General features: G+C 72.1%; 23 protein-coding genes. 11 read left to right on the top strand and 12 right to left on the bottom strand.

Translation table 11 applies throughout. From position 1 onward, the window contains the following. Positions 1–41: 41 nt before the first annotated feature. Positions 42–695 (bottom strand): TetR family transcriptional regulator, encoded by a 654-nt coding sequence (locus CLT75_RS03035; protein ID WP_135239385.1) that lies wholly within the window; start codon positions 693–695, stop codon positions 42–44. Between the two features lie 87 nt (positions 696–782). Between CLT75_RS03035 and CLT75_RS03030 the strand changes: the two genes are divergently transcribed. Continuing rightward, the gene (locus tag CLT75_RS03030) at positions 783–1,955 is read left to right on the top strand and encodes an acyl-CoA dehydrogenase family protein (RefSeq protein ID WP_071095773.1); all 1,173 of its coding nucleotides are present in this window, start codon (positions 783–785) and stop codon (positions 1,953–1,955) included. A gap of 4 nt (positions 1,956–1,959) precedes the next feature. Here CLT75_RS03030 and CLT75_RS03025 read toward each other — a convergent pair whose 3' ends face one another. Continuing rightward, complete coding sequence (locus tag CLT75_RS03025; RefSeq protein WP_135239384.1) at positions 1,960–2,997, bottom strand: aminotransferase class V-fold PLP-dependent enzyme; 1,038 nt, start codon at positions 2,995–2,997, stop codon at positions 1,960–1,962. A gap of 362 nt (positions 2,998–3,359) precedes the next feature. After that, complete coding sequence (locus CLT75_RS03015) at positions 3,360–4,376, bottom strand: DUF2268 domain-containing putative Zn-dependent protease (protein WP_486485044.1); 1,017 nt, start codon at positions 4,374–4,376, stop codon at positions 3,360–3,362. Positions 4,377–5,111: 735 nt separating this feature from the next. Between CLT75_RS03015 and CLT75_RS33000 the strand changes: the two genes are divergently transcribed. Beyond that, positions 5,112–6,062 carry a golvesin C-terminal-like domain-containing protein gene (locus tag CLT75_RS33000; protein ID WP_486485327.1) on the top strand — a complete coding sequence of 317 codons (951 nt, stop codon included), beginning with the start codon at positions 5,112–5,114 and terminating at the stop codon, positions 6,060–6,062. Positions 6,063–6,101: 39 nt separating this feature from the next. On the opposite strand, the gene dnaE is transcribed toward CLT75_RS33000, so the two are convergent. Then, positions 6,102–9,635, bottom strand: a complete 3,534-nt coding sequence (dnaE, locus tag CLT75_RS03005; RefSeq protein ID WP_135239382.1) for a DNA polymerase III subunit alpha — start codon at positions 9,633–9,635, stop codon at positions 6,102–6,104. A 184-nt stretch (positions 9,636–9,819) separates the two neighbouring features. Between dnaE and CLT75_RS03000 the strand changes: the two genes are divergently transcribed. Beyond that, on the top strand, positions 9,820–10,161 hold the full coding sequence (locus tag CLT75_RS03000; RefSeq protein ID WP_135239381.1) for a PadR family transcriptional regulator: 342 nt from the start codon (positions 9,820–9,822) through the stop codon (positions 10,159–10,161). Continuing rightward, on the top strand, positions 10,158–11,099 hold the full coding sequence (locus CLT75_RS02995; protein ID WP_135239380.1) for a permease prefix domain 1-containing protein: 942 nt from the start codon (positions 10,158–10,160) through the stop codon (positions 11,097–11,099). Before CLT75_RS03000 ends, CLT75_RS02995 begins: the two co-directional genes overlap by 4 nt. A 61-nt stretch (positions 11,100–11,160) precedes the next feature. Here the strand turns inward: CLT75_RS02995 and CLT75_RS02990 are convergent, their stop codons facing one another. Further along, the gene (locus tag CLT75_RS02990) at positions 11,161–11,721 is read right to left on the bottom strand and encodes a GNAT family N-acetyltransferase (protein WP_135239379.1); all 561 of its coding nucleotides are present in this window, start codon (positions 11,719–11,721) and stop codon (positions 11,161–11,163) included. Positions 11,722–11,808: 87 nt separating this feature from the next. Here CLT75_RS02990 and CLT75_RS02985 point away from each other — a divergent pair, with 87 nt between their 5' ends. The 4 genes from CLT75_RS02985 to CLT75_RS02970 all read left to right on the top strand — a co-directional run bounded on the left by CLT75_RS02985 (position 11,809) and on the right by CLT75_RS02970 (position 15,801). Further along, entirely contained in the window at positions 11,809–13,095 is a 1,287-nt protein-coding gene (locus tag CLT75_RS02985; RefSeq protein WP_135239378.1) for a sensor histidine kinase, read from the top strand. Continuing rightward, positions 13,092–13,769, top strand: coding sequence for a response regulator transcription factor (locus CLT75_RS02980; RefSeq protein WP_135239377.1), 678 nt, complete (start codon positions 13,092–13,094; stop codon positions 13,767–13,769). Before CLT75_RS02985 ends, CLT75_RS02980 begins: the two co-directional genes overlap by 4 nt. A gap of 80 nt (positions 13,770–13,849) precedes the next feature. Next, a complete protein-coding gene (locus CLT75_RS02975; RefSeq protein ID WP_135239376.1) occupies positions 13,850–14,743 on the top strand; it encodes an ABC transporter ATP-binding protein in 894 nt (297 codons plus the stop codon). Continuing rightward, a complete protein-coding gene (locus CLT75_RS02970) occupies positions 14,740–15,801 on the top strand; it encodes an ABC transporter permease (RefSeq protein ID WP_135239375.1) in 1,062 nt (353 codons plus the stop codon). Before CLT75_RS02975 ends, CLT75_RS02970 begins: the two co-directional genes overlap by 4 nt. 68 nt (positions 15,802–15,869) lie before the next feature. On the opposite strand, the gene CLT75_RS02965 is transcribed toward CLT75_RS02970, so the two are convergent. Beyond that, positions 15,870–16,619: a YebC/PmpR family DNA-binding transcriptional regulator gene (locus CLT75_RS02965; protein ID WP_013285436.1), complete on the bottom strand. Its 750-nt coding sequence runs from the start codon at positions 16,617–16,619 to the stop codon at positions 15,870–15,872. A gap of 469 nt (positions 16,620–17,088) precedes the next feature. Between CLT75_RS02965 and CLT75_RS02960 the strand changes: the two genes are divergently transcribed. From CLT75_RS02960 to CLT75_RS02950, 3 genes are read left to right on the top strand one after another with little or no spacing between them, the layout of a single operon-like run. Next, positions 17,089–18,015, top strand: a complete 927-nt coding sequence (locus tag CLT75_RS02960) for a hypothetical protein (RefSeq protein WP_135239374.1) — start codon at positions 17,089–17,091, stop codon at positions 18,013–18,015. After that, complete coding sequence (locus tag CLT75_RS02955; protein WP_135239373.1) at positions 18,012–18,551, top strand: hypothetical protein; 540 nt, start codon at positions 18,012–18,014, stop codon at positions 18,549–18,551. Before CLT75_RS02960 ends, CLT75_RS02955 begins: the two co-directional genes overlap by 4 nt. Positions 18,552–18,562: 11 nt before the next feature. After that, the gene (locus CLT75_RS02950; RefSeq protein ID WP_135239372.1) at positions 18,563–19,945 is read left to right on the top strand and encodes a type IV secretory system conjugative DNA transfer family protein; all 1,383 of its coding nucleotides are present in this window, start codon (positions 18,563–18,565) and stop codon (positions 19,943–19,945) included. A gap of 25 nt (positions 19,946–19,970) precedes the next feature. Here CLT75_RS02950 and pdxT read toward each other — a convergent pair whose 3' ends face one another. The 6 genes from pdxT to pgsA form a co-directional block, all read right to left on the bottom strand. Then, the gene (gene pdxT / locus CLT75_RS02945) at positions 19,971–20,576 is read right to left on the bottom strand and encodes a pyridoxal 5'-phosphate synthase glutaminase subunit PdxT (RefSeq protein WP_135239371.1); all 606 of its coding nucleotides are present in this window, start codon (positions 20,574–20,576) and stop codon (positions 19,971–19,973) included. Positions 20,577–20,583: 7 nt separating this feature from the next. Next, positions 20,584–21,495 (bottom strand): pyridoxal 5'-phosphate synthase lyase subunit PdxS, encoded by a 912-nt coding sequence (gene pdxS / locus CLT75_RS02940; protein ID WP_135239370.1) that lies wholly within the window; start codon positions 21,493–21,495, stop codon positions 20,584–20,586. 126 nt (positions 21,496–21,621) lie between these two features. Next, the gene (locus tag CLT75_RS02935; protein WP_135239369.1) at positions 21,622–22,125 is read right to left on the bottom strand and encodes a hypothetical protein; all 504 of its coding nucleotides are present in this window, start codon (positions 22,123–22,125) and stop codon (positions 21,622–21,624) included. Between the two features lie 82 nt (positions 22,126–22,207). Continuing rightward, positions 22,208–23,368, bottom strand: a complete 1,161-nt coding sequence (locus CLT75_RS02930; RefSeq protein WP_135239368.1) for a glycosyltransferase family 4 protein — start codon at positions 23,366–23,368, stop codon at positions 22,208–22,210. A gap of 9 nt (positions 23,369–23,377) precedes the next feature. After that, positions 23,378–24,310 (bottom strand): phosphatidylinositol mannoside acyltransferase, encoded by a 933-nt coding sequence (locus tag CLT75_RS02925; protein ID WP_135239367.1) that lies wholly within the window; start codon positions 24,308–24,310, stop codon positions 23,378–23,380. Then, on the bottom strand, positions 24,307–24,927 hold the full coding sequence (pgsA, locus tag CLT75_RS02920; RefSeq protein WP_135239366.1) for a phosphatidylinositol phosphate synthase: 621 nt from the start codon (positions 24,925–24,927) through the stop codon (positions 24,307–24,309). The genes CLT75_RS02925 and pgsA overlap by 4 nt, the downstream gene beginning before the upstream one ends. Positions 24,928–25,098: the final 171 nt, after the last annotated feature.

Genomic DNA, 25,098 nt, shown 5'->3' with positions numbered 1-25,098 from the left:
TCCTTCGGGGGCGGCGGAAACTAGCGGTGGGAGTTTTGACGCTACTCCGGACCGCCGACCCGTTCCAGCGGGGCGACGGTGGCGGCGTACTCGACGGCGAGCCCGTGCAGCAGCGCGTCCAGGCCGAGCGTGAACGCGCCCTCGTCCACGCTGCGCTGGTGCCCGGCGAGCCGGTGTGCCTGGTTGAGGTGCGGGTGCCCGGCGTAGAGCGAGGGGTCCTCGACGAAGCCGCGGGCGAACGAGCCGAGCGCGGACCCGGCCACGAAGTAGCGCATCGCGGCGCCGATGTGGGTGGCCCGCGCGGGCGGCCAGCCGGCCCGGACCAGCGCGCCGTAGACCGCGTCGGCCATGGCGAGCGCGGCCGGACGGCGGCCCGGCCCCTGCGCCAGGTACGGCACGATGTTCGGGTGCGCCGCCAGCGCGGCCCGGTACGAGCGCGCCCAGCGGCCGAGCGCGTCCCGCCACTCGTACTCGTCGAAGACGCTGATGTCGACTGTCGCCGCGACGCCGTCGGCCACCGCGTCGAGGATCTCCTCCTTGGTGGCGAAGTGGTTGTAGAGCGAGGGGCCGCGGACACCGAGCGCGGCGGCGAGCCGCCGGGTCGAGAGCGCGTCCAGCCCGTCGGCGTCGATCAGCGCCAGCGCGGTCTCGACGATCCGGTCGCGGGTGAGCAGGGCCTGTCGCGGTCGTGGCACCTGGTCATCATCCTCCCTTCGACATCGGGTCTGGACGCGGTAAAACTTACAGCGCTAGTTTAGAGCCAGTCGACCTGAGGGGGCACCGTGGACTTCGCACTGTCCGACGAGGAACGCGCGATCCGGGACACCGTTCGCACGTTCGTCACCCGCGAGGTGATGCCGCTGGAGGCGGAGGTGCTGCGCCGCGAGCGCGCCCACCAGCCCGGCCTGGACCGCTCCGAGCTGCGCGAACTCCAGCTCAAGGCGAAGAAGTTCGGCTTCTGGGGGCTGGCCACGCCGGAGGAGTACGGCGGGATGGACCTGCCGGCGGTCATGCAGTCGCTGATCTGGACCGAGCTGGGCCGCAGCTTCGTGCCGTTCCGCTTCGGCGGCGAGGCCGACAACATCCTGTTCCACGCCACCGAGGAGCAGAAGCGGGAGTTCCTGATCCCCACCATCGAAGGCGAACGGATCTCCTGCTTCGCCATCACCGAACCGGGCGCGGGCTCCGACGCGGCGAACATCAAGCTGCGCGCCCGCCGCGACGGCGACGACTGGATCCTCGACGGCGAGAAGACGTTCATCACCAACGGCAACGACGCCGACTTCGCCATCGTGGTCGCGGTGACCGACCCGGAGAAGGGCGCCCGCCGCGGCGGCGCCACGGCGTTCCTGGTGGACCGCGCGATGGGCTGGCGCTCGGAGTTCATCCAGACCATGGGCGAGGGCGGCCCCGCCTCACTGATCTTCGACGGCGTACGGGTGCCGCACCGCAACATCCTCGGCGAGATCGGGCAGGGCTTCACGCTCGGCATGGAGTGGATCGGCAAGGGCCGCTACACCATCCCGTCGCACGCCATCGGCATCGCCGAGCGCGCCCTGCAGATGGCGATCGACCACGCCAACACGCGCGAGACGTTCGGCGCGCCGATCGCCACCAACCAGGCCATCCAGTGGATGATCGCCGACTCGGAGACCGAGCTGGAGGCGGCCCGCTGGCTGATCCTGCGCTCGGCCTGGACCGTCGACCAGGGCCTCGACCCCCGGCACGCCTCCTCGATGGGCAAGCTCTACGGCGCCGGGATGGTCAACCGGGTGGTGGACCGGGTGCTCCAGATCCACGGCGGCATGGGCTACACCCGGGAACTGCCGATCGAACGCTGGTACCGGCAGGTCCGGCTGTACCGGATCTTCGAGGGCACCGACGAGATGCAGCGGCTGATCATCTCCCGGGATCTGCTGCGCGGCTACACGAAGATCGGCGGCCACCTGGCCTGAGCGGTCAGCCGGTAAGCGCCTCGACCGCCCGGTCCACGTCCTCCTCGGTCGTGTAGAGGTGGAACGAGGCGCGGACCCGGCCCGCCCGGACCGCCGCGCGCACCCCGGCGCGGGCCAGCCGCTCCTGCGCGTCCGGCACGTCCACGCTGACGATCGCACTGTCGCCCGGCGGCCGGCCCAGCCCGGTCAGGAACCGGTTGGCCAGCCCCACGTCGTACGCGCGCACCGCCTCCGGGTCGAGGTCGGCGAGCAACTCCAGCGCCGGGGCCGCCCCGGCGTAGCTCAGCCAGGCCGGGGAGATGTCGAAGCGCCGGGCGTCGTCGGCCAGGCGCAGCGGCGTCCCGTAGTAGGAGGCGTGCGGGTCGCGGCCGGCGTACCACCCGGCCGCGTCCGGGCGCATCCGCTCGCGCAGCGCGGGCGCCAGGTAGGCGAAGGCCACACCGCGCGGCGACATCAACCACTTGTACGCCGCCACCACCACCGCGTCGGCCCGGTCCGCCGCGAACGGCAGCCACCCGCACGCCTGCGTGGCGTCGGCCACCACGAACGCGCCGTGCACCCGGGCCGCCGCGACGATCTCGTCGTACGGGGTCACGGTGCCGTCGGCGGACTGCACCACGCTGAACGCCACCAGGTCGGTGCTCGCATCGATCGCGTCGACCAGCCCGGCCAGCGGCACCGTGCGGACCCGCACGCCCCGCTCCTGCTGGACCAGCCACGGGAACAGGATCGAGGTGAACTCGCCCTCGGGCACCACCACCGTCGCGCCCTCCGGCAGGCTCGCCGCGATCGGCGCGACCAGCTGTGACGCGCTGGCGCCGACGCTCACGTCGGCGACGTCCACACCGGTCAGCCGGGCGAACGCGGCCCGGGACCGTCCGACCGACTCCTCCCACACCTCGAACGACACCCGCCCGGCCCGCCAGTCGGCGAGCACCCGCTGCACGGCGTCCCACGCGGGCTCCGGCGGCAGCCCGTAGGTGGCGGTGTTCAACCAGCCCGGCTCCGGCTGCCACAACTTCTGCGCCTGCTCCAGCTCCATGCCACCGACGCTAACCACCCCCGCCCCCACCCCGACACCGCCAATCCCACCCCCGTGGCCCACCCCGCCCCCACCCCGCCCCGAGCCCGCCCCGAGCCCGCGATCTTGCACTTTCGGCCCCAGCAAATCGGGGCATACCAGCGATCCGCAGGGCCGAAACTGCAAGATCGCGCGGCAGGAGGAGGGCGCGGGGCGGAAAGTGCAAGATCGCGGATGGGGGCGGGGACGCGACGCCCCCAAGCACCCGAGCACCCGAGCACCCGAGCACCCGCCCGGACGATCATGAAGTTGGCGGTGCCGGCTGTCCGAATTGTCGCTGCCAAGTTCATGATCGTCGCGGTGGGAGGGGCAGGGGTGGGGGGTCAGGTCGGTGGGGGGAGGTCGGCCAGTGCGGCGGCTAGCTCTGCGCGGACGCGGGGCAGGGGCCAGGTGGCCAGGTCCGGCAAGGTGTGGTGGCGGCGCAGGTGTCGTACGACGGCCAGGCCGACCAGGTAGCCGCAACGCTTGGGCAGGCCGCCTGCCAGCGGCGAGTCCCGCATCAGGAAGTACGGGGCGTGGTGCTCGGCGTCGGTGGCGTCCAGGTCGGCGCGGACCCGGCGCAGGATCTCCGGCCACCGGCGGCGGCACTCGTCGAGCCACTGCCGGTGGCCGGGGCGACCGAACCAGAGGTACTCCTCGTCCGGCCGGCCGGGGTCCAGTTCCGCGGTGACCTGGGTGACGAGACCTTCGGTGAACAGCGCGTTCGCCACCCCGTACTCGGGCCAGTCGCGGATCGCGGCGCCGCGGTCGTGCACCACGTGCGCGGCCTCGTGCCGCACCAGCAGGTCGAGGTCCTCCGGCGGCCCGAGCTGTTCCGCGGCGAGGAAGAGCGCGTACCTGCCGTTCAGCTCGCCGGCCCAGCCGTTGGCCTGGTTCAGCCCGACCAGCACCACGCACTCGACCGGCCCGCCGTCGCCGGACCAGCCCAGCGCGTCCGCCACCGCCGCGACGCCACCGGGCAGCAGCGCGCGTACCGTCTCGGCTCGTGCCGCCAGGTCGGCGGCCCGGTCGCGGAGCCCGTCCAGGGTGGCGGCCACGCCCGCGGCGTCGGACCAGTCGCCGTCGCGGCGCAGCGCCCGGACCACGTCCGGATGCCCGGCCAGGTACCGGGAGGTCCACGGCGGCGCGGGCCGCTCGGCGCAGGCCAGGAAGTCGGGCACAAGGTCACGGACGCGCAGCAGGTCGGCGGGCGGCATCCGCCCGATGCTGCCCGGCCGTGGCCCTTCGGGCAACACCGCGACGGTACGGGGGCAGCTCGCGCCCGCCGGACCGGGGAGTCGCCCCTGACTCTGGAACGGGCCGAGGCGCAGCGGAGGGCCGGCGGCGCGACTGCCGGACATGCCGCAACGCTGAAGGAAGTCTTCAGCAAAGAGCCCGTCGATGCAAGGTATCGACATAGACGAACGTCACGCTATAGGGTGCGGCGAACCGGCGACGTGAGCCCCGTCGCCTCCTGTAGTGGACGAGGAGTGCCTGTGACGATTCGGAGACCCCCGCGTCGGGTGAGCCACCTGCTCGGCGGCGCCATGATCCTCATGATCGGCCTGACCGGCCAGCCGGCCCAGGCCGCGCCCGCGCACGGCGCGCAGCCGCTCGCCGCGGCCTTCGACCGGGCCGCCGCCAGCTCCGACGTGCCGCGTGACGTGCTCGCCGCGCTCGGCTACGCCGAGACCCGCCTGGACGGCCACGGCGGCGAGCCCAGCGTCTCCGGCGGATACGGCGTGATGCACCTGACCAGCAACCCGAAGGTACGGACCCTCGACGAGGCCGCGCGCCGGACCCGGCTGGACCGCGCCGACCTGCGTACCCGGGACGCGGCGAACGTGGCCGGCGCGGCGGCGGTGCTGCGCTCCTACGCCGACGAGGCCGGGCTCACCGCGGCGCAGCGCGACGACGTCAACCAGTGGTACGGCCCGATCGCCCGCTACGGCGGCTCGACGGACGCGGCCACCGCCCGGCTGTACGCGGACTCCGTGTACGACCTGCTCGCCCGGGGCTTCATCGCGACCACCGCCGGCGGCGAGGTCAGCGTGGACGGCCGTCCGGTCGCACCCCAGCGGGGGCGGTACGCCGCCGTGGCGCCGCTGGGCACCGGCGACTTCGGCACCCTGAGCACCGACTACGGCCCGGCCGCCTGGGTGCCGGCCAACTCGTCCAACTACACGGTCTCCAGCCGCGAGTCGGCGTACCCGATCAACTACATCGTCATCCACACCATGCAGGGCAGCTACGCCGGCTCGATCAGCTGGTTCCAGAACGCCGCCGCCGGCACCAGCGCGCACTACCTGCTCCGCTCCTCCGACGGCGCGGTGACCCAGATGGTGCGGGACAAGGACATCGCCTGGCACGCCGGCAACTGGACCTACAACACCCAGTCGATCGGCATCGAGCACGAGGGGTACGTCGACAACGCCTCCTGGTACACCGACGCGATGTACCGGTCGTCGGCGGCGCTGACCCGGTACCTGTGCGACAAGTACGGCATCCCGAAGACCCGCACCAACATCATCGGGCACAACCAGGTGCCGGGCGCCACGCACACCGACCCGGGTCCGAACTGGAACTGGACCTACTACATGCAGCTCGTGACCGGCGGCACCACGCCTCCGCCGACCACCTGGTCGACGGTCGTGGACAACACCACCGCCGGCCGGTTCACCGCGAGCGCCAACTGGAGCACCTCGACGTACTCGGCGCAGCGCTACGGCGCCGACTACCGGTACGCCAACCCCGTCGCGGCCAGCGACACCGCCTGGTACAAGGTGAACATCCCGGCGACCGCCACCTACCGGGTGGAGGTCTGGTATCCGGCCGTCGCCGGTTACAACACCAGCACGCCGTACATCGTCGCGACCACCAGCGGCAACCAGACGGTCTCGGTGAACCAGAGCGCCAACGGCGGCACGTGGCGTTCGCTGGGCACCTTCACCCTGGCCGCCGGGGACGCCAACAAGGTGGGTGTCAGCAGGTGGTCCGGCAGCACCGGGTACGTGATCGCCGACGCCATCCGCGTCACCCGCGTCTAGCGGTACGTCCCGGCGCCGCGCCGGAGTCGCTCGGCCCGGTCAGCTCACGTTGGCCGGGCCGAGGACGCTCTTCAGGTCACCCATCAGCGCTGTGGTCGGCGCGACCCGGAACGGGCCGAGGCGCAGCGTGGTGACCTTGCCGCCGTTGAGCAGCTTGACGTGCACCTCGGTGTCGCCGGGGTGCAGCACGAGCGTCTCCTTGAGCCGTTCCACGAGCGGCGGCGTGCAGCGGTGCACCGGGATGGTCAGCGTGACCGGCTTGTTCGCCGGGTTGCTGGTGACGTCCGGCATGGACATGTCCATCGCCATGATGCGCGGGGTGTCGTCGCGCCGGTCGACCCGGCCCTTGACCACCACGATGGCGTCCTCGGCGATGTACTGCCCGATCACCTCGTACGTGTTCGGGAAGAACAGCGTCTCCACGCCGCCGGCGAGGTCTTCGAGGGTGGCCGACGCCCAGGCCCGGCCCTGCTTGGTGACCCGGCGCTGCACGCCGGAGAGGATGCCGGCCAGGGTGACCACGGCGCCGTCGGGCACCGTGCCCTCCTCGGACAGCGCGGCGATCGTGGTGTCCGCCGCGGCGCCGAGCACGTGTTCCAGGCCGAACAGCGGGTGGTCGGAGACGTACAGGCCGAGCATCTCGCGCTCGAACGCGAGCTTGTCGCGCTTGTCCCACTCCCCCTCGCCGATGACCGGCATGACTGTGGTGGTGCCGCCGGTCTCCGCCTCGCCGAAGCCGGCGCCGAACAGGTCGTACTGGCCGACCGCCTCCTTGCGCTTGACGTCGGCGTACGCGTCGATGGCGTCGGCGTGCACGGCCAGCAGGCCCTTGCGCGGGTGGCCGAGCGCGTCGAACGCCCCGGCCTTGATCAGCGATTCGATGGTCTTCTTGTTGCAGACCACGGCGTCGACCTTGGACAGGAAGTCGTAGAAGTCGGCGTAGTCGCCCTTCTCCTCGCGACACCGCATGATCGAGGCGACCACGTTCGCGCCGACGTTGCGCACCGCGCCGAGGCCGAAGCGGATCTCCTTGCCGACCGGCGTGAACGGCCCGGCGGAGGTGTTGACGTCCGGCGGGAGCACCTGGATGCGCATCCGGCGGCACTCGGACAGGTACATGGCCATCTTGTCCTTGTCGTCACCGACGGAGGTGAGCAAGGCAGCCATGTACTCGGCCGGGTAGTGCGCCTTGAGGTACGCGGTCCAGTAGGAGACCAGGCCGTACGCGGCGGAGTGGGCCTTGTTGAACGCGTAGCCGGCGAACGGCACCAGCACGTCCCACACGGCCTGGATGGCCTCGTCGGAGTAGCCGCGCTCGCGGCAGCCGTCCCGGAACGGGATGAACTCCTTGTCGAGGATCTCCTTCTTCTTCTTGCCCATCGCCCGGCGCAGCAGGTCGGCCTGGCCGAGCGTGTAGCCGGCGAGGATCTGCGCGGCGCGCTGCACCTGCTCCTGGTAGACGATCAGGCCGTAGGTGGGCGCGAGGATCTCGCGCAGCGGCTCCTCCAGCTCCGGGTGGATCGGGGTGATCTCCTGGAGGCCGTTCTTGCGCAGCGCGTAGTTGGTGTGCGAGTCCACGCCCATCGGGCCGGGCCGGTAGAGCGCCAGGACGGCGGAGATGTCCTCGAAGTTGTCCGGCTTCATCAGCCGCAGCAGCGAGCGCATCGGCCCGCCGTCGAGCTGGAACACGCCGAGCGTGTCACCGCGGGCCAGCAGTTCGTACGCCGGCTTGTCGTCCAGCGGCAGGCCGAGCAGGTCCAGCTCCCGGCCGTGGTTGAGCTGGATGTTCTTCACCGCGTCGTCGATGATCGTCAGGTTGCGCAGGCCGAGGAAGTCCATCTTCAGCAGCCCGAGCGACTCGCAGGTCGGGTAGTCGAACTGCGTGATGATGACGCCGTCGGAGTCGCGCCGCATCAACGGGATGTGCTCGATGATCGGCTCGGCGGACATGATGACGCCGGCGGCGTGCACACCGGTCTGCCGGATCAGGCCCTCGATGCCCTTGGCGGTCTCGATGACCTTCTTGACGTCCGGGTCGGACTCGTAGAGACCGCGGATCTCGCCCGCCTCGGCGTAGCGGGGGTGCTTCGGGTCGAAGATGCCGGACAGCGGGATGTCCTTGCCCATCACCGCCGGGGGCATGGCCTTGGTGATCCGGTCGCCGACCGCGTACGGGAAGCCGAGCACCCGGGCCGAGTCCTTGATCGCGGCCTTCGCCTTGATCGTGCCGAACGTGGCGATCTGCGCGACCTTGTCCTCGCCCCACTTGTCGGTCACGTACTTGATGACCTCACCGCGCCGGCGCTCGTCGAAGTCGATGTCGACATCCGGCATGGAGACGCGCTCGGGGTTGAGGAACCGCTCGAAGATCAGGCCGTGCGGGATCGGGTCGAGGTCGGTGATGCCCAGCGCGTACGCCACGAGCGAGCCGGCCGCCGAGCCACGCCCCGGGCCGACCGCGATGCCCTGGCTCTTGGCCCACTGGATGAAGTCGGCGACCACGAGGAAGTACGACGGGAAGCCCATCTGGATGATGACGCCCAGCTCGTACTCGGCCTGGACGACGTGGCCCTCGGGGATGCCGTTCGGGAAGCGACGCTTGAGCCCGGCGAAGGTCTCCTTGCGGAACCAGGACTCCTCGGTCTCGCCCTCGGGGATCGGGAAGCGCGGCATCAGGTTGTGGAACGTGAACATGCCGGCCGGGTCGACCTTCTCGGCCACCAGCAGCGTGTTGCGGCAGCCCTGCTGCCACAGCTCGGAGGAGTCGACGGCGCGCATCTGGTCGGCGGACTTGACGAAGTAGCCGCCGCCCTCGAACCGGAACCGGTTCGGGTCGGCCACGTTGCTGCCGGTCTGGACGCAGAGCAGCACGTCGTGCGCCTCGGCCTGCGCCTCGTGCGTGTAGTGCGAGTCGTTCGTGACCACCGGCGGGATGTCGAGCTTGCGGGCGATCTCGGTGAGCCCGTCGCGGACCCGGCGCTCGATGTCGAGGCCGTGGTCCATGATCTCCAGGAAGTAGTTGTCCTTGCCGAAGATGTCCTGGTACGCGGCGGCGACCTTGAGCGCCTCGTCGAACTGGCCCAGCCGCAGCCGGGTCTGCACCGCGCCCGACGGGCAGCCGGTGGTGGCCATGATGCCCTGGGCGTGCTCGGCGATCAGCTCCATGTCCATTCGGGGCCACTTCACGTAGTGGCCCTCCATGGAGGCGCGGGAGTTGAGCTTGAACAGGTTGTGCAGGCCGTCGCGGTTGGCCGCCCACATGGTCATGTGGGTGATCGCGCCGTTACCGGAGACGTCGTCGCTCTTCTGCTCGGGGCGCCCCCACTTGACCCGGGCCTTGTGGAAGCGCGACTCCGGCGCGACGTACGCCTCGACGCCGAGGATGGGCTTGACCCCGGCGTCCATGGCCTGCTTGTAGAAGTCGTTCGCGCCGTGCATGTTGCCGTGGTCGGTGATCGCCACCGCCGGCATGCCGAGCCGCGCCGCCTCGGCGAAGAGGTCCTTGAGCCGGGCCGCCCCGTCGAGCATCGAGTACTCGGTGTGTACGTGCAGATGCGCGAACGAATCGCCCATGCGTGGCGCCCCCCGGGTTGTGGATCAAGCTGCGTCGGAGTCGACCGACCCACCCTACCGAGGTGATCGTGCGGGCTCCACCGTCCACACCGAGGGTGGCCCGGGTCTCTCCGACCGGCCGGTGTGCGGCACGCGATGTTCTTCTCTATTGCAATGGTGTGTGGCACACACTATCGTGTTGGACATGGTCAGCGAAGAGGTCCTCCGGACCCACCTCCAGGAGCTACGGCGCGGCACGGTCGTGGTGGCCAGCCTGGTCGCCCTGCGCCGCCCCGACTACGGATACGCCCTGCTGCAACGGCTGGCCGCGCACGGCTTCGCGGTCGACGCCAACACGCTCTACCCGCTGCTGCGCCGGCTGGAGGACCAGGGCCTGCTGACCAGCGAGTGGAACACCGAGGAGAGCCGGCCGCGCAAGTTCTACCGGACCAGCGACGACGGCGAGTCCGTCCTGAACCGCCTGCTCGACGACATGACCGCGGTGCGGGCGTCCGTCACCGACCTGATCGAAGGAGCGGAACGATGAGTTCCCTGACCGACCGTTACGTCGCCGCCACCATGCGGGCCGTACCCGCGCAGCGCCGCCTGGAACTCGCCGAGGAACTGCGCGGCTCCATCGCCGACATGATCGACGACCGGACCTCGGGCGGGCAGGACCACGCCTCCGCCGAGCGGGAGGTGCTCACCGAGCTGGGCCACCCGGAGAAGCTCGCGGCCCGCTACAGCGACCGCACCCTGCAACTCATCGGCCCGCGCTACTACCTGACCTGGTGGCGGCTGCTGCGGCTGTTGCTCACCTGGATCCCGGCGATCGTCGGCGTGCTCTCCGGCCTCACGAAGGCGCTCGTCGACGGCGAGCCGGGCGCGGCGATCGGCACGGCGGTCGTGGCCGCGATGCAGACCGCGGTGCAGATCGCGTTCTGGGTGACGCTGGTGTTCGCCGTGCTGGAACGCACCCGCACGCCGCTCGGGCTGCCCGAGTGGACCGTCGACCAGCTCCCCGAGGAGACCCGGGAACGGCAGATCAGCCACTCCGACAGCATCGCCTCCGTCGTGTTCCTGCTCGCCACCATCGGCCTCCTGGTCGGCCAGCACTTCCAGCGCTGGACCACCGACGACGGCACCCGGCTGCCGGCGCTCGACCCGGCGCTCTGGAGCTTCTGGCTGCCGGCCCTGATCGTGGTGCTGCTGGCCACCGTCGGCCTGGAGATCGCCAAGTACCGCTCCGGCCGGTGGACCTGGCCGCTGGTGGCGGTCAACGCGGTGCTCAACGTGGCGTTCGCCGCCCCGGTGCTCTGGCTGCTGGCCGCCGACCGGCTGCTCAACCCGGAGCTGGTCGAGCGGTTCACCTGGCTGCGGGACGGCGGGACCGTCGAGTTCGCCCGGGTGGCTGGCGCGGTGGTCGTGCTGGTCGCGATCTGGGACGTGGTCGACAGCGCGGTCAAGGCCCGCCGCGCCGCCTGAGCCCCGCACGGCCCGGCACGCCCCGTCGAGGGCGTGCCGGGCCTTTCGGGTACGCGGGCAGTCAGGCCGCCGCGCGCCACTCCCGGGCCAGCAGCGCGTAGACCACCTCGTCGGTCCACTCCCCCTTGACGAACTCGTTCTCCCGCAGGTGCGCCTCCCGGCGCATGCCCAGCCGTTCCAGCACCCGGGCCGACGCGGTGTTGCGTGCGTCCAGCCGGCCCACGATCCGGTGCAGCCCGAGCCCGTCGAAGCCGATCCGCAGCAGCTCCCGGGCCGCCTCGGTGACGTACCCGCGGCCGGTGTGCGCGGGGTGCGCCACGTACCCGATCTCGCCCTGCCGGTGCTCTCCGCTGGTCCAGCTCAGCAGCACGTCGCCGAGGAACTCCCCGGTGCCCGCCAGCGTCACCGCCAGGTTGAGCACGTCGCCGGGGGCGCGCAGGGCGGTCCGCCGGACCATCCGGTCGATCGCGGCCCGGGCGGCGGCGTCGTCGTACGGCTGGTGGTAGAGGTAGCGGGTCACCTCCGGACGGCCCCGGTAGTCCCGGACCACGGCGAGGTCGCCGGCAGTGAAGGCGCGCAGCAGCAGGCGCTCGGTGCGTAACGGCAGATCGGGCACGAACACCCCGGCAGGCTATGCCGCCACTGTCGTCCGGCCCACCCGTTTACGCCCCGGGCACCGCATCGGCGGCAGCGGTGGCATGGTCGTACGGTGAGCACCGCACCCACCACCGCCTGGCGCCGGCCGGCTCCCACGGCCGCGCAGTTGCGCGCCGACCTCTGGGTCGGGCTCGCGGTCACCGTGCTGGCCCTGTTCGAGCTGACGCTGGCGCACAGCACCGGGGCCTTCCTGCTCGGACCGCCGCCGAGCGTCGCCGAGCAGATCTGGTGGACCGTGGCGGTGACCGCGCCGCTGGCCGTGCGGCGGCGGTGGCCCGCCACCGTCGCGGTGATCGTCTCGATCGCCTTCATCGCGGGGCAGGCACGGGCGGTCCCGCTCGCCCAGCTCCCGTCGGGCGCGCTGTTCGCCGCCCTCTTCACGCTCGGCGCGTGGGGCGCCGACCGGCGGCTGGCCGGGCGGCTGCGGGCCGGCATCATCGTGGCGATGTTCGGCTGGCTCGCGCTGTCCCTCGCGCTGCGGGCCGACCAGATCACCGCCGCCTCCTTCGCCGACGCCGCCGGCCCGGTGCCGCCGGTGCTCGCCGCCGTGGTCAACGGCGTGCTCTACAACGTGCTGTTCTTCGGGTTCGCCTACTACTCCGGGCAGACCGCCTGGGTGGCCGCGCGCCGCCGGCACGAACTGCACGAGCAGGCCGAGCAGCTGCGCCGCTCGCAGGTCGAGGCGCGCGAGCGCGCGGTGATGGGCGAGCGGGTCCGTATCGCCCGCGAACTGCACGACGTGGTCGCCCACCACGTGTCGGTGATGGGCGTGCAGGCCGCCGCGTGCCGGCGCGTGTTGGACCGTGACCGGGACAAGGCGCGTACCGCACTGGCCGCGATCGAGGAGACGGCCCGCACCTCGGTCGACGAGCTGCGCCGGATGCTCGGCGTGCTGCGCGACCCGGACGCCGGGGCCGGCGCCGCCGCGCCGGAGGACACCGCCGGCATCGACGAGGTCCGCGCGCTCGTCGACCGGGCCGGGGAGACCGGCCTGCGGGCCGACCTCGGGGTGTACGGGGAACCCGTGCCGCTGCCGCGCTCGGTGTCGCAGGCGGCGTACCGGATCGTGCAGGAGGCGGTGACGAACGTGGTCAAGCACGCCCACGCCACCACGCTGGACGTGCGGATCCGCTATCTGGCGAGGGAACTGGAGATCGACGTGAGCGACGACGGACACGGCGGCGTACCGGCTGCCGAGGCCGGGCTCGGCCTGATCGGCATGCGGGAGCGGGTCGCCGCGCACGGCGGCGAGGTGGAGGCCGGGCCGCGCCCCGGCGGCGGGTTCCGGGTCCGGGCGCGCATGCCGCTGCCGGTCGAGGCCACCGGGCGGGCGGCGTGACCGCCCCGGTACGGGTGCTGCTCGTCGACGACCAGCACCTGGTCCGGACCGGGTTCCGGGTCATCCTGGAGGTCGAGGACGACATCGAGGTGGTCGGCGAGGCCGCCGACGGGCAGCGCGCCGTGTCGATGGCGACCGCGCTGCGGCCGGACGTGGTGCTGATGGACGTGGAGATGCCGGTGCTCGACGGGCTGGAGGCCACCCGGAGGATCACCGCCGACGCGACGCCGGGCGGCCCGGCGGTGCTGATCCTCACCACGTTCGACAGGGACGACTACCTGTTCGCCGCGCTGCGGGCCGGGGCGAGCGGCTTCCTGCTCAAGAACGGCACCCCGGAGGACCTGATCGAGGCGGTGCGGGTGGTGGCGCGCGGCGAGGGACTGATCGCGCCGGCGCTCACCCGGCGGGTGATCTCCACCTTCGCCCGGCCCGGCGCGGTGCCGCCGGACCCGCGGCACGACGCGGCGACCGCGGACCTGACGCCGCGCGAGCGGGAGGTGCTGGAACTGGTGGCGCGCGGGGCCAGCAACGCCGAGATCGCGGACGTGCTGCACGTCGGCGAGGCGACGGTGAAGACCCACGTCAGCCGCGTGCTGGCCAAGCTCGGGCTGCGCGACCGGGTGCAGGCGGTGGTGTTCGCGTACGAGCACGGGGTGGTCCGGCCCGGCGGATGAGGCCGTCCGCCGCGCGACGGACCCGGTGATCGCTCCGTGGTGGGACGACGGGAACGAGGGCCGGCCGTAGCGTCGGGATCATGACCAGCGTGCTCCGCCTCGACGGCGTCGACCGCAGCTTCGGCGGCCGTCAGGTGCTCAAAGACGTCTCCTTCGACGTGACCGCCGGGCGCATGACCGGATTCGTCGGCGGCAACGGCGCCGGCAAGACCACCACCATGCGGATCGTCCTCGGTGTGCTCGCCCCGGACGCCGGGCAGGTGACATGGCGGGGGCGACCGCTCACCCGCGAGGCCCGCGCCCGGTTCGGCTACATGCCCGAGGAACGCGGCCTCTACCCGAAGATGACGCCCCGCGAGCAGGTGGTCCACCTCGGCCGCCTGTACGGCCTGGACGCCGCCGGAGCGCGCCGGCGTACCGACGCGCTGCTGGAGCGGGTCGGTCTCGGCGAGCGGGCCGACGACCTGCTGGAGACGCTGTCGCTGGGTAACCAGCAGCGCGCGCAGATCGCCGCCGCGCTGGTGCACGACCCGGAGGTGCTGATCCTGGACGAGCCGTTCTCCGGGCTCGACCCGCTCGCCGTCGACATGGTGGTCGCCGTGCTGCGGGAACGCGCCGCCGCCGGAGCGCCGGTGCTGTTCTCCAGCCACCAGCTCGACGTGGTCGAGCGGCTCTGCGACGACCTGGTGCTCATCGCGGGCGGCACGATCCGGGCCGCCGGGGCCCGCGAGGAGCTGCGCGCCGCGTACACGTTGCCCCGGTTCTCGCTCGTGGTGGACGGCGACGCCGGCTGGCTGCGCGACCAGCCCGGCGTGCGGCTGGTCGACCTCGACGGCGCGCGCGCCGTGTTCGAGGTGGACCCGCCCGCCGACGACCAGTCGGTGCTGCGCGCGGCGCTGGACCGCGGCCCGGTGCGCGCGTTCGGCCCGGTCACCCCGTCCCTCGCCGAGATCTTCCGAGAGGTCAACCAGTGAACACGTTCCAGGCCACCCGGCTGGTCGCGGCCCGCGAGATCAAGGTCAAGGTCCGCGACAAGACGTTCCTCTACAGCACGCTGATCTTCCTGCTGCTCGCCGTCGTCGCCACCGTCGTGCCGGCGCTGATGAGCAGCGGTCCGTCCACGGTGGCGGTGACCGCGGCCGGCGCCGAACCGCTGCGCGCGGCCGGGCTGGACGTCATGCTCGTCGCCGACGACGGCGCCGCCGAGCAGGCGGTACGCGACGGCGACGCGGACGCCGCGGTGGTGGCCGGTCCGGTCGTGGTCGCCGACGAGCGGGCGCCGGACGACGTGGTCGCCGCGCTCAGCGCGGCCCCGCAGGTGAAGCTGCTGGACCCGGACGCGGTGGATCCGCTCGTCGCGTACCTGGTGCCGTTCGCCTTCGCGTTCGTCTTCTTCTTCATGTCCCAGACGTTCGGGTTGCAGATCGCGCAGAGCGTCACCGAGGAGAAGCAGACCCGGATCGTGGAGATCCTGGTCGCCGCCGTACCGGCCCGGGCGCTGCTGGCCGGCAAGATCCTCGCCGCGGGCGCGCTGGCGCTCGGGCAGATCACCCTGATCGCGGCAGTCGCGCTGATCGGCATGCGCCTGACCGACGGCGGTGACCTGCTGGGCCTGATCGCGCCCGCGATCGGCTGGTTCGTACCGTTCTTCCTGTGCGGCTTCCTGCTGCTGGCGGCCATGTGGGCGGCCGCCGGCGCGCTGGTGAACCGGCAGGAGGACATCGCCGGGGCGTCCACCCCGGTGCAGCTCGCGGTGATGGCGCCGTTCTTCGCGGTGATCTTCCTCAACGACAACGCCGCCGCGATGCGGATCCTGTCGTACCTGCCGATCTCCGCGCCGACCGCGATGCCGGTACGGCTGTTCACCGGCGACGCCGCGCCCTGGGAGCCGATCGTGTCGCTGGCGCTGCTGCTGCTCGCCGCGGCCGGGTTCCTGCTCGCCGGCGCGCGGATCTACGAGGGTTCGCTGCTGCGCACCAACGGGCGGACCTCGGTGCGGGCGGCGTGGCGGCAGCGGGAGCCGATCGGCTGACCGTGCCAGACGCCGAGCGCCGGCCACCCCGGGGATCCGGGGGCCGGCGCTCGGCACGTCGGGCGGGGTCAGCCGACCGCGGCCATGACCTCGTCGGAGACGTCGAAGTTGGCGTAGACGTTCTGCACGTCGTCGCAGTCCTCCAGCACGTCGATCAGCTTGAAGATCTTGCGCGCGCCCTCCTCGTCCAGCGGCACGTTCACGCTGGGGATGAGGGAGGACTCGGCCGACTCGTACTCGATGCCGGCGTCCTGCAGGGCGGTGCGGACCGCGACCAGGTCACCCGGCTCGGAGACGACCTCGTACGCCTCACCGAGGTCGTTGACCTCCTCCGCGCCCGCGTCGAGGACGGCCATCATCACGTCGTCCTCGCTGGTGCCGGCCTTGGGGACGATCACCACGCCCTTGCGGGAGAACATGTACGACACCGAGCCCGCGTCGGCCAGCGAGCCGCCGTTACGGGTCAGCGCGGTACGCACCTCGGTGGCGGCGCGGTTGCGGTTGTCGGTGAGGCACTCGATCAGCATCGCCACGCCGTTCGGGCCGTAGCCCTCGTACATGATCGTCTGCCAGTCGGCGCCGCCGGCCTCCAGGCCGGAGCCGCGCTTGACCGCGCGGTCGATGTTGTCGTTCGGGACCGAGTTCTTCTTCGCCTTCTGGATGGCGTCGTAGAGCGTCGGGTTGCCGGCCGGGTCGCCGCCGCCGGTACGGGCCGCCACCTCGACGTTCTTGATCAGCTTGGCGAACATCTTGCCGCGCTTGGCGTCGATCACGGCCTTCTTGTGCTTGGTGGTCGCCCACTTTGAGTGGCCGGACATCTGTTACCTCCGTCTGTTGACCCACGCCTGCGTCGACTGCTCACGCCGGCACCCCACCCCCGGGGACGGGCGCCGCGAGCCGTGGGCGCTGCCCGACGGCTCCCCGTGGAGGGGCTGCGGCGGGTGATGGCCCTGCCGAACCGCCAGTAATCCTACCGAGGGGGCACCCCGGCCTGTCACACCCGGCGGCCCGGCCGCCCGTCACCGGACCGCTGCCCCCGGACCGGCTGACGGGGATCCGACAATTCCTCGCGGCGCCCTGGCGCGGGAATTGCGAACCACGCCTGATGCCTTTCGGCTCGCGTATTCCGGTCCCACCTGCGCTTCCGGGACAGCGGACGGCGCGCGATCAACCGAACAGTCATCCGGCCCCGCCGACGGGGCATCCGCTCCTGCCGTGTCCGCCCCTGCGACACCGAAAGACATCCCGCTAGCCTCCAGTTCCCCGTAGGTCGTGAACGGAGGACGCGTGCTCGAGACATTCGACGAATTCTCCGCCGGAATCGACATGCTGGGACCGCACGGGGTGGACGCCCTGAACGGTTTCTCGCTCATCGTCGAACTGCCCGCCGCACGCGACCTGCAAGGGCTCGACACGTTGCGGCACGATCTCGGGGCGCGTCTGTACCGGGCGGTGGCGGAGGTGCTGGAGGCCAGCGAGCTGCACGAGGTGGACACCCTGCGGCTGGACTGGAGCGACGGGGACGTCGGGGTGGTCTACAAGGACCCCTCATTCGGTTTCCGCATCGACATCCGGCGAGACCTGCGGATCACGCTCAGCCGTTCGGGGTCGTCGCTGCGGCTGTTCCACAACTGGTACCGCCTGCTGATGCCGTACATCAGAGGGCTCATCTCGCGAATCGCGATCGACCTGTCCGAGGTGCTGCGCTCGGACTTCGATCTGCAGCCCCTGCGCGCCGCCTATCGGTTCTCGCTGATCGTCTACGACTTCATTCCGGCGCACCGGCAGAAGCCGGTCAGCAGTCACGAGCTGATCGGGCCGTTGCTGTCCCGCCGGCCGGGCGAGGACGGCCGGTTCCGCCCGGTGCCCACCGGACAGGACGCGGCCAGTTCGCTGCGTACCGGCCGGCTCGACCTCAAGATCTCCAATTTCCGGGAGGCCGCCCCCGGAGTCCATCTCCGGGAGGTCTACGACATCCAGGCGCCGGCCAATCAGGGGTACCGGGGGATCTGGCTGGACTTCCACTCGATCGCCGAGACGATCGGCTCGGACGACGCCGAGCTGGGCGCCCGCGTCGCGCCCCGGCCGGACTTCCTGCTGGAGAACTACGAGGTCCCGTATCGCGACTTCTTCCGCGACCGGGTGGTCAGCGGATTCATGGCCGACTTCTTCCGGGAGTGGAACTTCTCCTGCGCCGTCGGAACGATGCCGTGAGCCAGGAGACGCTCAACGCGCTCCAGGTCGCTGGGCTGGCGGTCACCCTGACCCTCAGCGTCATCGCCCTCATCCTGTCCTGGCAGAACAACCGCGCCACGGCCCGGGAGGCGCGGATCGCCGGCGAGCAACTGGAGGCGTCGGTCGTGCCGGTCGCCATGATCCAGGACTCCCGGCTCACCTGGCGTGGACAGGAACTGGTGGTGCTCTCGGTCCGGCTGCGCAACGTGGGCGCCGGTCCCATGCTCGGCCTGCGCATCGAGGAGATCACGCTGGACCGGGCCGCGCTCGCCTTCGTGCCGCTGGGCGAGCCGAAGGCGGACGCGGTGCAGCCGATGACCGACGTCGAGCAGCGGCTGCGCTTCACCGAACCGCCGCGCATCCCCGACGTGGGCTCGCTGGTGCTGCGCATCCGCTACTACGACGTGCTCGGCCACGACCACGACAAGCCGCTCAACCTGCGCGTCTCCGCCGGATCGGGCAGCGGCACGATGACCGGTTTCCTGCCCGCCCGGATCACCCGCCGCAGGGCGTGAGGGGAGTTGCCGTGTCCAAACTGATCATCGGGCGGTTCCTCGCCCGCCACCTCGACCCGGAGCCGAAGTCCCGGAGCCAGTTCGCGCTGCGCCGCCCCAGCGTCACCGACGCCCGGATCCGGCTCGGGCTGCGCGAGGAGCACATCATCTCGGACGACGCGCTGGGCCCGGTGGTCGCCTCGGACGACGACAGCCATCTCATGACCATCGCGCCCACCGGCGCCGGCAAGGGCCGCGACGTGATCATCCCGAATCTGCTCAGCTACGAGGGTTCGGTGGTGGTGCTCGACCCGAAGGGCGAGAACTACGACGTCACCCACGCCCACCGGCGCGACGCGCTGGGCCATGAGATCGTGTTGCTCGATCCGTTCGGCGCCAGCAGCGGCAGCCGGTCCGAGCGCGGCGCGCTCAACCCCTTCGACGTGTTCGCCGAACTCCGCCGGGGCAACGAGGACGCCGAGGAGCCGGAGGACTTCGGGCGGCTCCTGTCCGACCTGCTCATGGGGGGCGAGAAGTCGACAGTCGAACCGTTCTGGGACGAGATGGCCCAGCTGCTGATCGCCGGGCTGACCACTCACCTGATCACCGCGGAGGCCGAGGCCGGCCCGGAGGGTGCGTCGTCGCTCACCCTGCAGAAGCTGCGCAGCCGGCTGTTCCAGAGCGACCTGGTGATGTACATGGCCCAGGCGCTGGACAACGACCGGGACGGCCGGATGCCGGCTGGCACCAGCCAGGAGTTCCAGATGCTGCTCGGCGTCGACCAGCAGAAGACGTTCCCCAGCATCGTGGTCACGGCGGCCCAGCAGCTCGCGCCGTTCAGTTCCCAGCGGACCGTCGACGCCACCGACCGGACCAGCTTCCCGCTCGCTCACCTGGTCGACCCGGAACGCCGGATCTCGATCTACGTGGTCGTTCCGCCGCACAAGCTCCGCACCCACCAGCGGCTGCTGCGGGCCTGGGTCGGCTGCCTGCTCTACTACGTGATGAACAGCCGGACCATCAACCAGTCGCGCCTGCTGTTCCTCATCGACGAGGCGGCGCAGCTGGGCCGGTTCTCCCTGCTCCAGGACGCGATCACGCTGCTGCGCGGCTACGGGCTGCGCACCTGGACCTTCTGGCAGGACCTGGCCCAGCTCACGAGCATCTACGAGGGCGTCGGCGAAACGATGATCAACAACTCCGGCGTGCTCCAGGTGTTCAGCCCGGCCAACTTCGGCGCCGCCCACGAGCTGTCCCGACGCCTCGGCGTCAACGTGGGTGAGCTGTTGCAGTTGTCCCCCGGCGAGCAGGTGGTCGCCTTCAAGAGCGAGCAGCCCACCCGGATGCAGCGGTTCAACCATCTCACCGACCCGGTGCTGCGGGGGTGGGCCGCGCCCAACCCCCGGCACCGCTGACCGGCGCGGGCGGGCCGCCGTCCGCTCAGGAGGCGGCCCGGACCAGCTCCACGAAGGACCGGTGCAGCCGCAGGTCGCCGGTCAGCTCGGGGTGGAACGAGGTGGCCAGCAGGTTGCCCTGCCGTACCGCGACGATCCGGCCCGCGGCCGGGCCCTCGGTCACCCGGCCGAGCACCTCGACGTCCGGGCCGACCCGCTCCACCCAGGGCGCCCTGATGAACACCGCGTGGAACGGACCGCCGCCGACGCCGGTGAGCGCCACCGGCGCCTCGAACGAGTCGACCTGACGGCCGAACGCGTTGCGCCGCACCGTCATGTCGACGCCGGCGAAGCCGCGCTGGTCGGGGCGGCCGTCCAGCACCTCGGCGGCCAGCATGATCATGCCGGCGCAGGAGCCGTAGACCGGCATGCCGGCGGTGATCCGCTTGTCGATCGGCTCGCGCATCTCGAAGATGTCCACCAGCTTGCTGATCGTGGTGGACTCGCCGCCGGGCACCACCAGGCCGTCTACCGCGTCCAGCTCACCCGGCCGCCGCACCGGCCGGGCGTCCGCGCCCGCACCGGCCAGCGCCGCGACGTGCTCGCGTACGTCGCCCTGAAGCGCGAGCACGCCGATCACGGGTACGGTCACGCCCGGCTCACCAGCCGCGCTCGGCGAGCCGGTGCGGCTGCGGGATCTCGTCGACGTTGATGCCGACCATCGCCTCGCCCAGCCCGCGGGAGACCTTGGCGAGCACGTCCGGGTCGTCGTGGAACGTGGTCGCCTTGACGATCGCGGCGGCCCGCTGGGCCGGGTTGCCGGACTTGAAGATGCCGGAGCCGACGAAGACGCCCTCGGCGCCGAGCTGCATCATCATGGCCGCGTCGGCGGGGGTCGCGATGCCGCCGGCGGTGAACAGCACGACCGGCAGCTTGCCCGCCTCGGCGACCTCCTTGACCAGCTCGTACGGGGCCTGCAGCTCCTTGGCCGCGACGTACAGCTCGTCGGAGGGCAGCGACTGGAGCCGGCGGATCTCCTGCCGGATCTTCCGCATGTGGGTGGTGGCGTTGGAGACGTCACCGGTGCCCGCCTCGCCCTTCGAGCGGATCATGGCAGCGCCCTCGGTGATCCGCCGCAGCGCCTCGCCCAGGTTCGTCGCCCCGCACACGAACGGGACGGTGAACGCCCACTTGTCGATGTGGTTGGCGTAGTCGGCCGGGGTCAGCACCTCGGACTCGTCGACGTAGTCGACGCCGAGCGCCTGGAGGATCCGCGCCTCGACGAAGTGGCCGATGCGGGCCTTGGCCATCACCGGGATCGACACGGCCGCGATGATGCCGTCGATCATGTCCGGGTCGCTCATCCGGGACACGCCGCCCTGCGCGCGGATGTCGGCCGGTACGCGCTCCAGGGCCATCACGGCCACCGCGCCGGCGTCCTCGGCGATCTTCGCCTGCTCGGGGGTGACCACGTCCATGATCACACCGCCCTTGAGCATCTCGGCCATGCCGCGCTTGACGCGGGCGGTGCCGACGGCGGTGGCGGGGGTCGGGGCTGCGGATTCAGACACGGGACATCGCTCCTCGGCGTGCTCGGGAGGTGACTGCGCAGGAATGCTACGACCGGCGCGACGCCGGTCCGAGCGCCAATCGAACCCCCGGTGGCCTGCCGTGTGGCCCCCGTCACGACCGGTGCATCAGCCGGTGGTCACGTCCGCGTGCGACGCCAGCGTCGGGTCGTCGATGTCGAAGTAGCGCGGCCACTCCCGCCCGCGCCCCATCCGGAACAGCCGCACCACCGGACGCCCCCGCGCCGAGCGGGCGTCCCGGACCAGGTCGGTGTGCACCTGCCGGGCCAGGGCCAGCCGCCGGCTCGCCGCGATCACCGCCGCGCAGGCCGCGTCGTCCGGGTCCAGCCGCACCGCCCGCAACTGCCGGGTCAGGTCGTTCTCGGCCGCCTCGCGCTCCTCCGGAGCGGCGTCCAGCGCGATCCGGGCGGCGGCGTACAGCTCCACGCCGTACCGCTGCTCGGCCAGGACCGCGGCGGCGGCCGCGCGGCGCAGCAGGTGCGCGTCCAGCGCGCGGGCCGCCGAGTCCGCGCGGACCTGCAGCCGCTGCACGCGGCCGGAGGTCCAGATCAGGTACGCCGAGAGCAGCCCGAGCACCGCGACCGCGCCCACCACCCACCACATGCCCGGCATCGTAGTGCTGCTCCTCATCCCGGCCGGCCGGCGCTCGCACCGGCAGACGCGCTAGTCACAGCGGCCGCAGCGGCCACAGCGGTCAGCCCAGTCCCGCCCACTCCTGGTCCATGACCCGGCCGTCGGTGGCCTCGATCGCGGCTGCGTATACCTCCAGAACGCGGCGGGCAACCACGGGCCAGTCGAAATTCGCCACCACCTGGTCGCCGCAGGCGGTGAGCCCGGCGCGGCGGCCGTCGTCGTCGAGCAGCTCGGACAGCGCGGCGCCCAGTGCCACCGCGTCGCCGGTCGGGAACAGCCGCCCGGCCCGTCCGCCGTCGAGCACCCGGCGGAACGCGTCCAGGTCGCTGGCGACCACGGTGGCGCCGGCGGCGAGCGCCTCGGTGAGGATCATCCCGAAGGACTCCCCTCCGGTGTTCGGTGCGACGTAGAGGTGCACGCTGCGCAGCATGCGTGCCTTGTCCGCCTCGGAGACCAGGCCGAGAAAAGTGACCCGGTCGCGCAGCCCGGCCGGGAACCGCCCGTACAGCTCGTCGGCGTCACCCGGGCCGGCGACCAGCAGGCGCAGGCCGGGGCGGTGCGGAGCCAGCGCGACGAACGCGTCCCGCAGGATCGGGAAGCCCTTGCGCGGCTCGGTGAAGCGGCCCAGGAACCCGAGCGTGCCGCCGGTGCCCGGGGCGCACTCCCCCGGCCAGCCCGGCAGCGGCGGCACCCCGGCGAACTTCGCCACCGCCACCCCGTTCGGGATCTCCACCGCGCCGCCGTCCATGTGCTCGACCTGCACCTTGCGGGCCAGCGCGCTGACCGCGATCCGGGCGGTGATCCGCTCCAGCACGATCTGGAGCACGCCCTGCGCGGCCGACATCACCCGGGAGCGGGTCATCGCGGTGTGGAACGTCGCCACCACCGGGCCGCGGGCGCAGAGCACCGCCAGCATCGACAGGCTCGGCGTGAGCGGCTCGTGCACGTGCAGCACGTCGAAGTCGCCCCGGGTGATCCAGCGGCGCACCCGGGCGGTGGAGACCGGGCCGAACGCGATCCGGGCCACCGACCCGTTGTACGGCAGCGGCACCGCCCGCCCGGCCGACACCACGTACGGCGGCAGCGCCGATTCCTCGTCCGCTGGCGCCAGGACGCTCACCTCGTGGCCGAGCCCGAGCAGCGCCTCGGCCAGGTCCATGACGTGGTTCTGCACGCCGCCCGGCACGTCGAAGGAGTACGGGCACACGATGCCGATACGCACTGCGCCCCCCTAGACCGTCCCGGTGGTGGCCGGTGGCCGCGGCGACGTGGGCGTACCGTCCCGGCCCTGGTCCAGCCACATCCGCTGCAACATGTGCCAGTCTTGCGGATGCCGGGCGATGCCCGCCGCCAGACCGTCGGCAATCCGCTGCGTCACCGCGCGCACCCGCTCGTCGAGCGGGGCGCTGTCCGGGTCCGGCAGCGGCAACGGGCCGTCGATGGAGGCGCACGCCGCGTCCGGTTCGTACCACATCGAGGCCACGTAGAGCGGGGCGCCGGTGCGGATCGCCAGCAGCGCGGGACCGGCCGGCATCCGGGTCCGGCCGCCGAAGAAGTCCACCTCCACGCCCCGGGCCGACAGGTCCCGGTCGGCGAGCAGGGGCACCACGTAACCGGCGCGCAGCCGGTCCACCAGCACGTCGAACGCCGGGCGCGGGCCGCCCCGGTTGGGCAGGATCTCCATCCCCAGCCCTTCCCGGAACCCGACGAACCGCTCGTAGACGCCGTCCGGGAGCCGCTCCGCCACCGTGGTCATCGGCCAGCCGGTGGCAGCCACCCAGGCGCCCGCGGCGTCCCAGTTGCCGGCGTGCGGCAGCGCCACCACGGCGCCCCGCCCGGCCGCCACGTCGGCGGCGAGCAGTTCCTGCCCGTCCAGGCGGAACCCGGCGAGGATGTCCGTGCGGCTCAGGCCGGGCAGCCGGAACGCCTCCATCCAGTACCGGGCGTACGAGCGCAGCCCGTCGCGCACCAGCGCGTCCAGTTCCGCGTCCGGCATCCGAGGGCCGACCACCCGGCGCAGGTTGGCGCGCAGCCGGCGCGTACCCCCGCCGTCCTTGCGGTGGGCGCGGTCGGCGCCCGCCCGGAAGGCCGCGGCCGCGACGGGCCGGGGCAGCGCGCGGATCAGGCGCCAGCCCGCGACGAAGCCCGCCTCGGTGAGGTTCACTCGACGCCGACCCGCTGGGCCTGGCGGTACACGTGGGCCATCCGCTGCCCCACCGTGAAGATCGAGACGGCGGCGAGCAGCCAGAGCGCGATCTCCAGCGCGAGCGGTACGCCGACGCCGGTGAGGATGCCGCCGACGCCGACGATGAGCAGCCGCTCGGTGCGTTCGGCGATGCCCACGTTGCAGGTCATCCCGAGCCCTTCGGCGCGGGCCTTGACGTAGGAGACCAGACCACCGGCGGCCAGGCAGATCAGCGCCGCCGCCACGCCCGAGTAGTCGTGCTCGGTGGCCAGCCAGTACGCGACCGCGCCGAACACCGCGCTGTCGGCGACCCGGTCCATGCTCGAGTCGAGGAACGCCCCGAACCGGGTGGACCCGCCGCTCATCCGCGCCATCGTGCCGTCGAGCAGGTCGGTGAGGGCGAAGACCGTGACGATCAGCGCGCCGGCGACCAGATGGCCGCGCGCGCCGAAGCCGAGCGCGCCGACGAGCACGCCGACGGTGCCGGTCACGGTGACCGCATTGGGGGACACGCCCGCACGCAGCAGCGCGCGGGCGACCGGCTCCACGACGCGGGTCATGCCCGCGCGGGCCGTCACTTGGAAGATCTTCGCCATGGCGGTCCCACGATAACGGCCCGCAACCGCCGGGGACACAGCCGGGCGTACGACCCGCCCGTCGGCCCTTGTGCGGGCACCCGCGCGGGTGTGAGATCGAGCCAGGAGGTGAGCCAGTTCACCGGATCACCGGTCCGCGTTCCCGTCCAGCAGGAGATCACCGGAAGATAT

Source organism: Micromonospora sp. CNZ285, from assembly GCF_004637285.1.
Note: the sequence above shows the minus strand (reverse complement) of the source record. Positions and strands in the feature narration are given on the sequence as shown.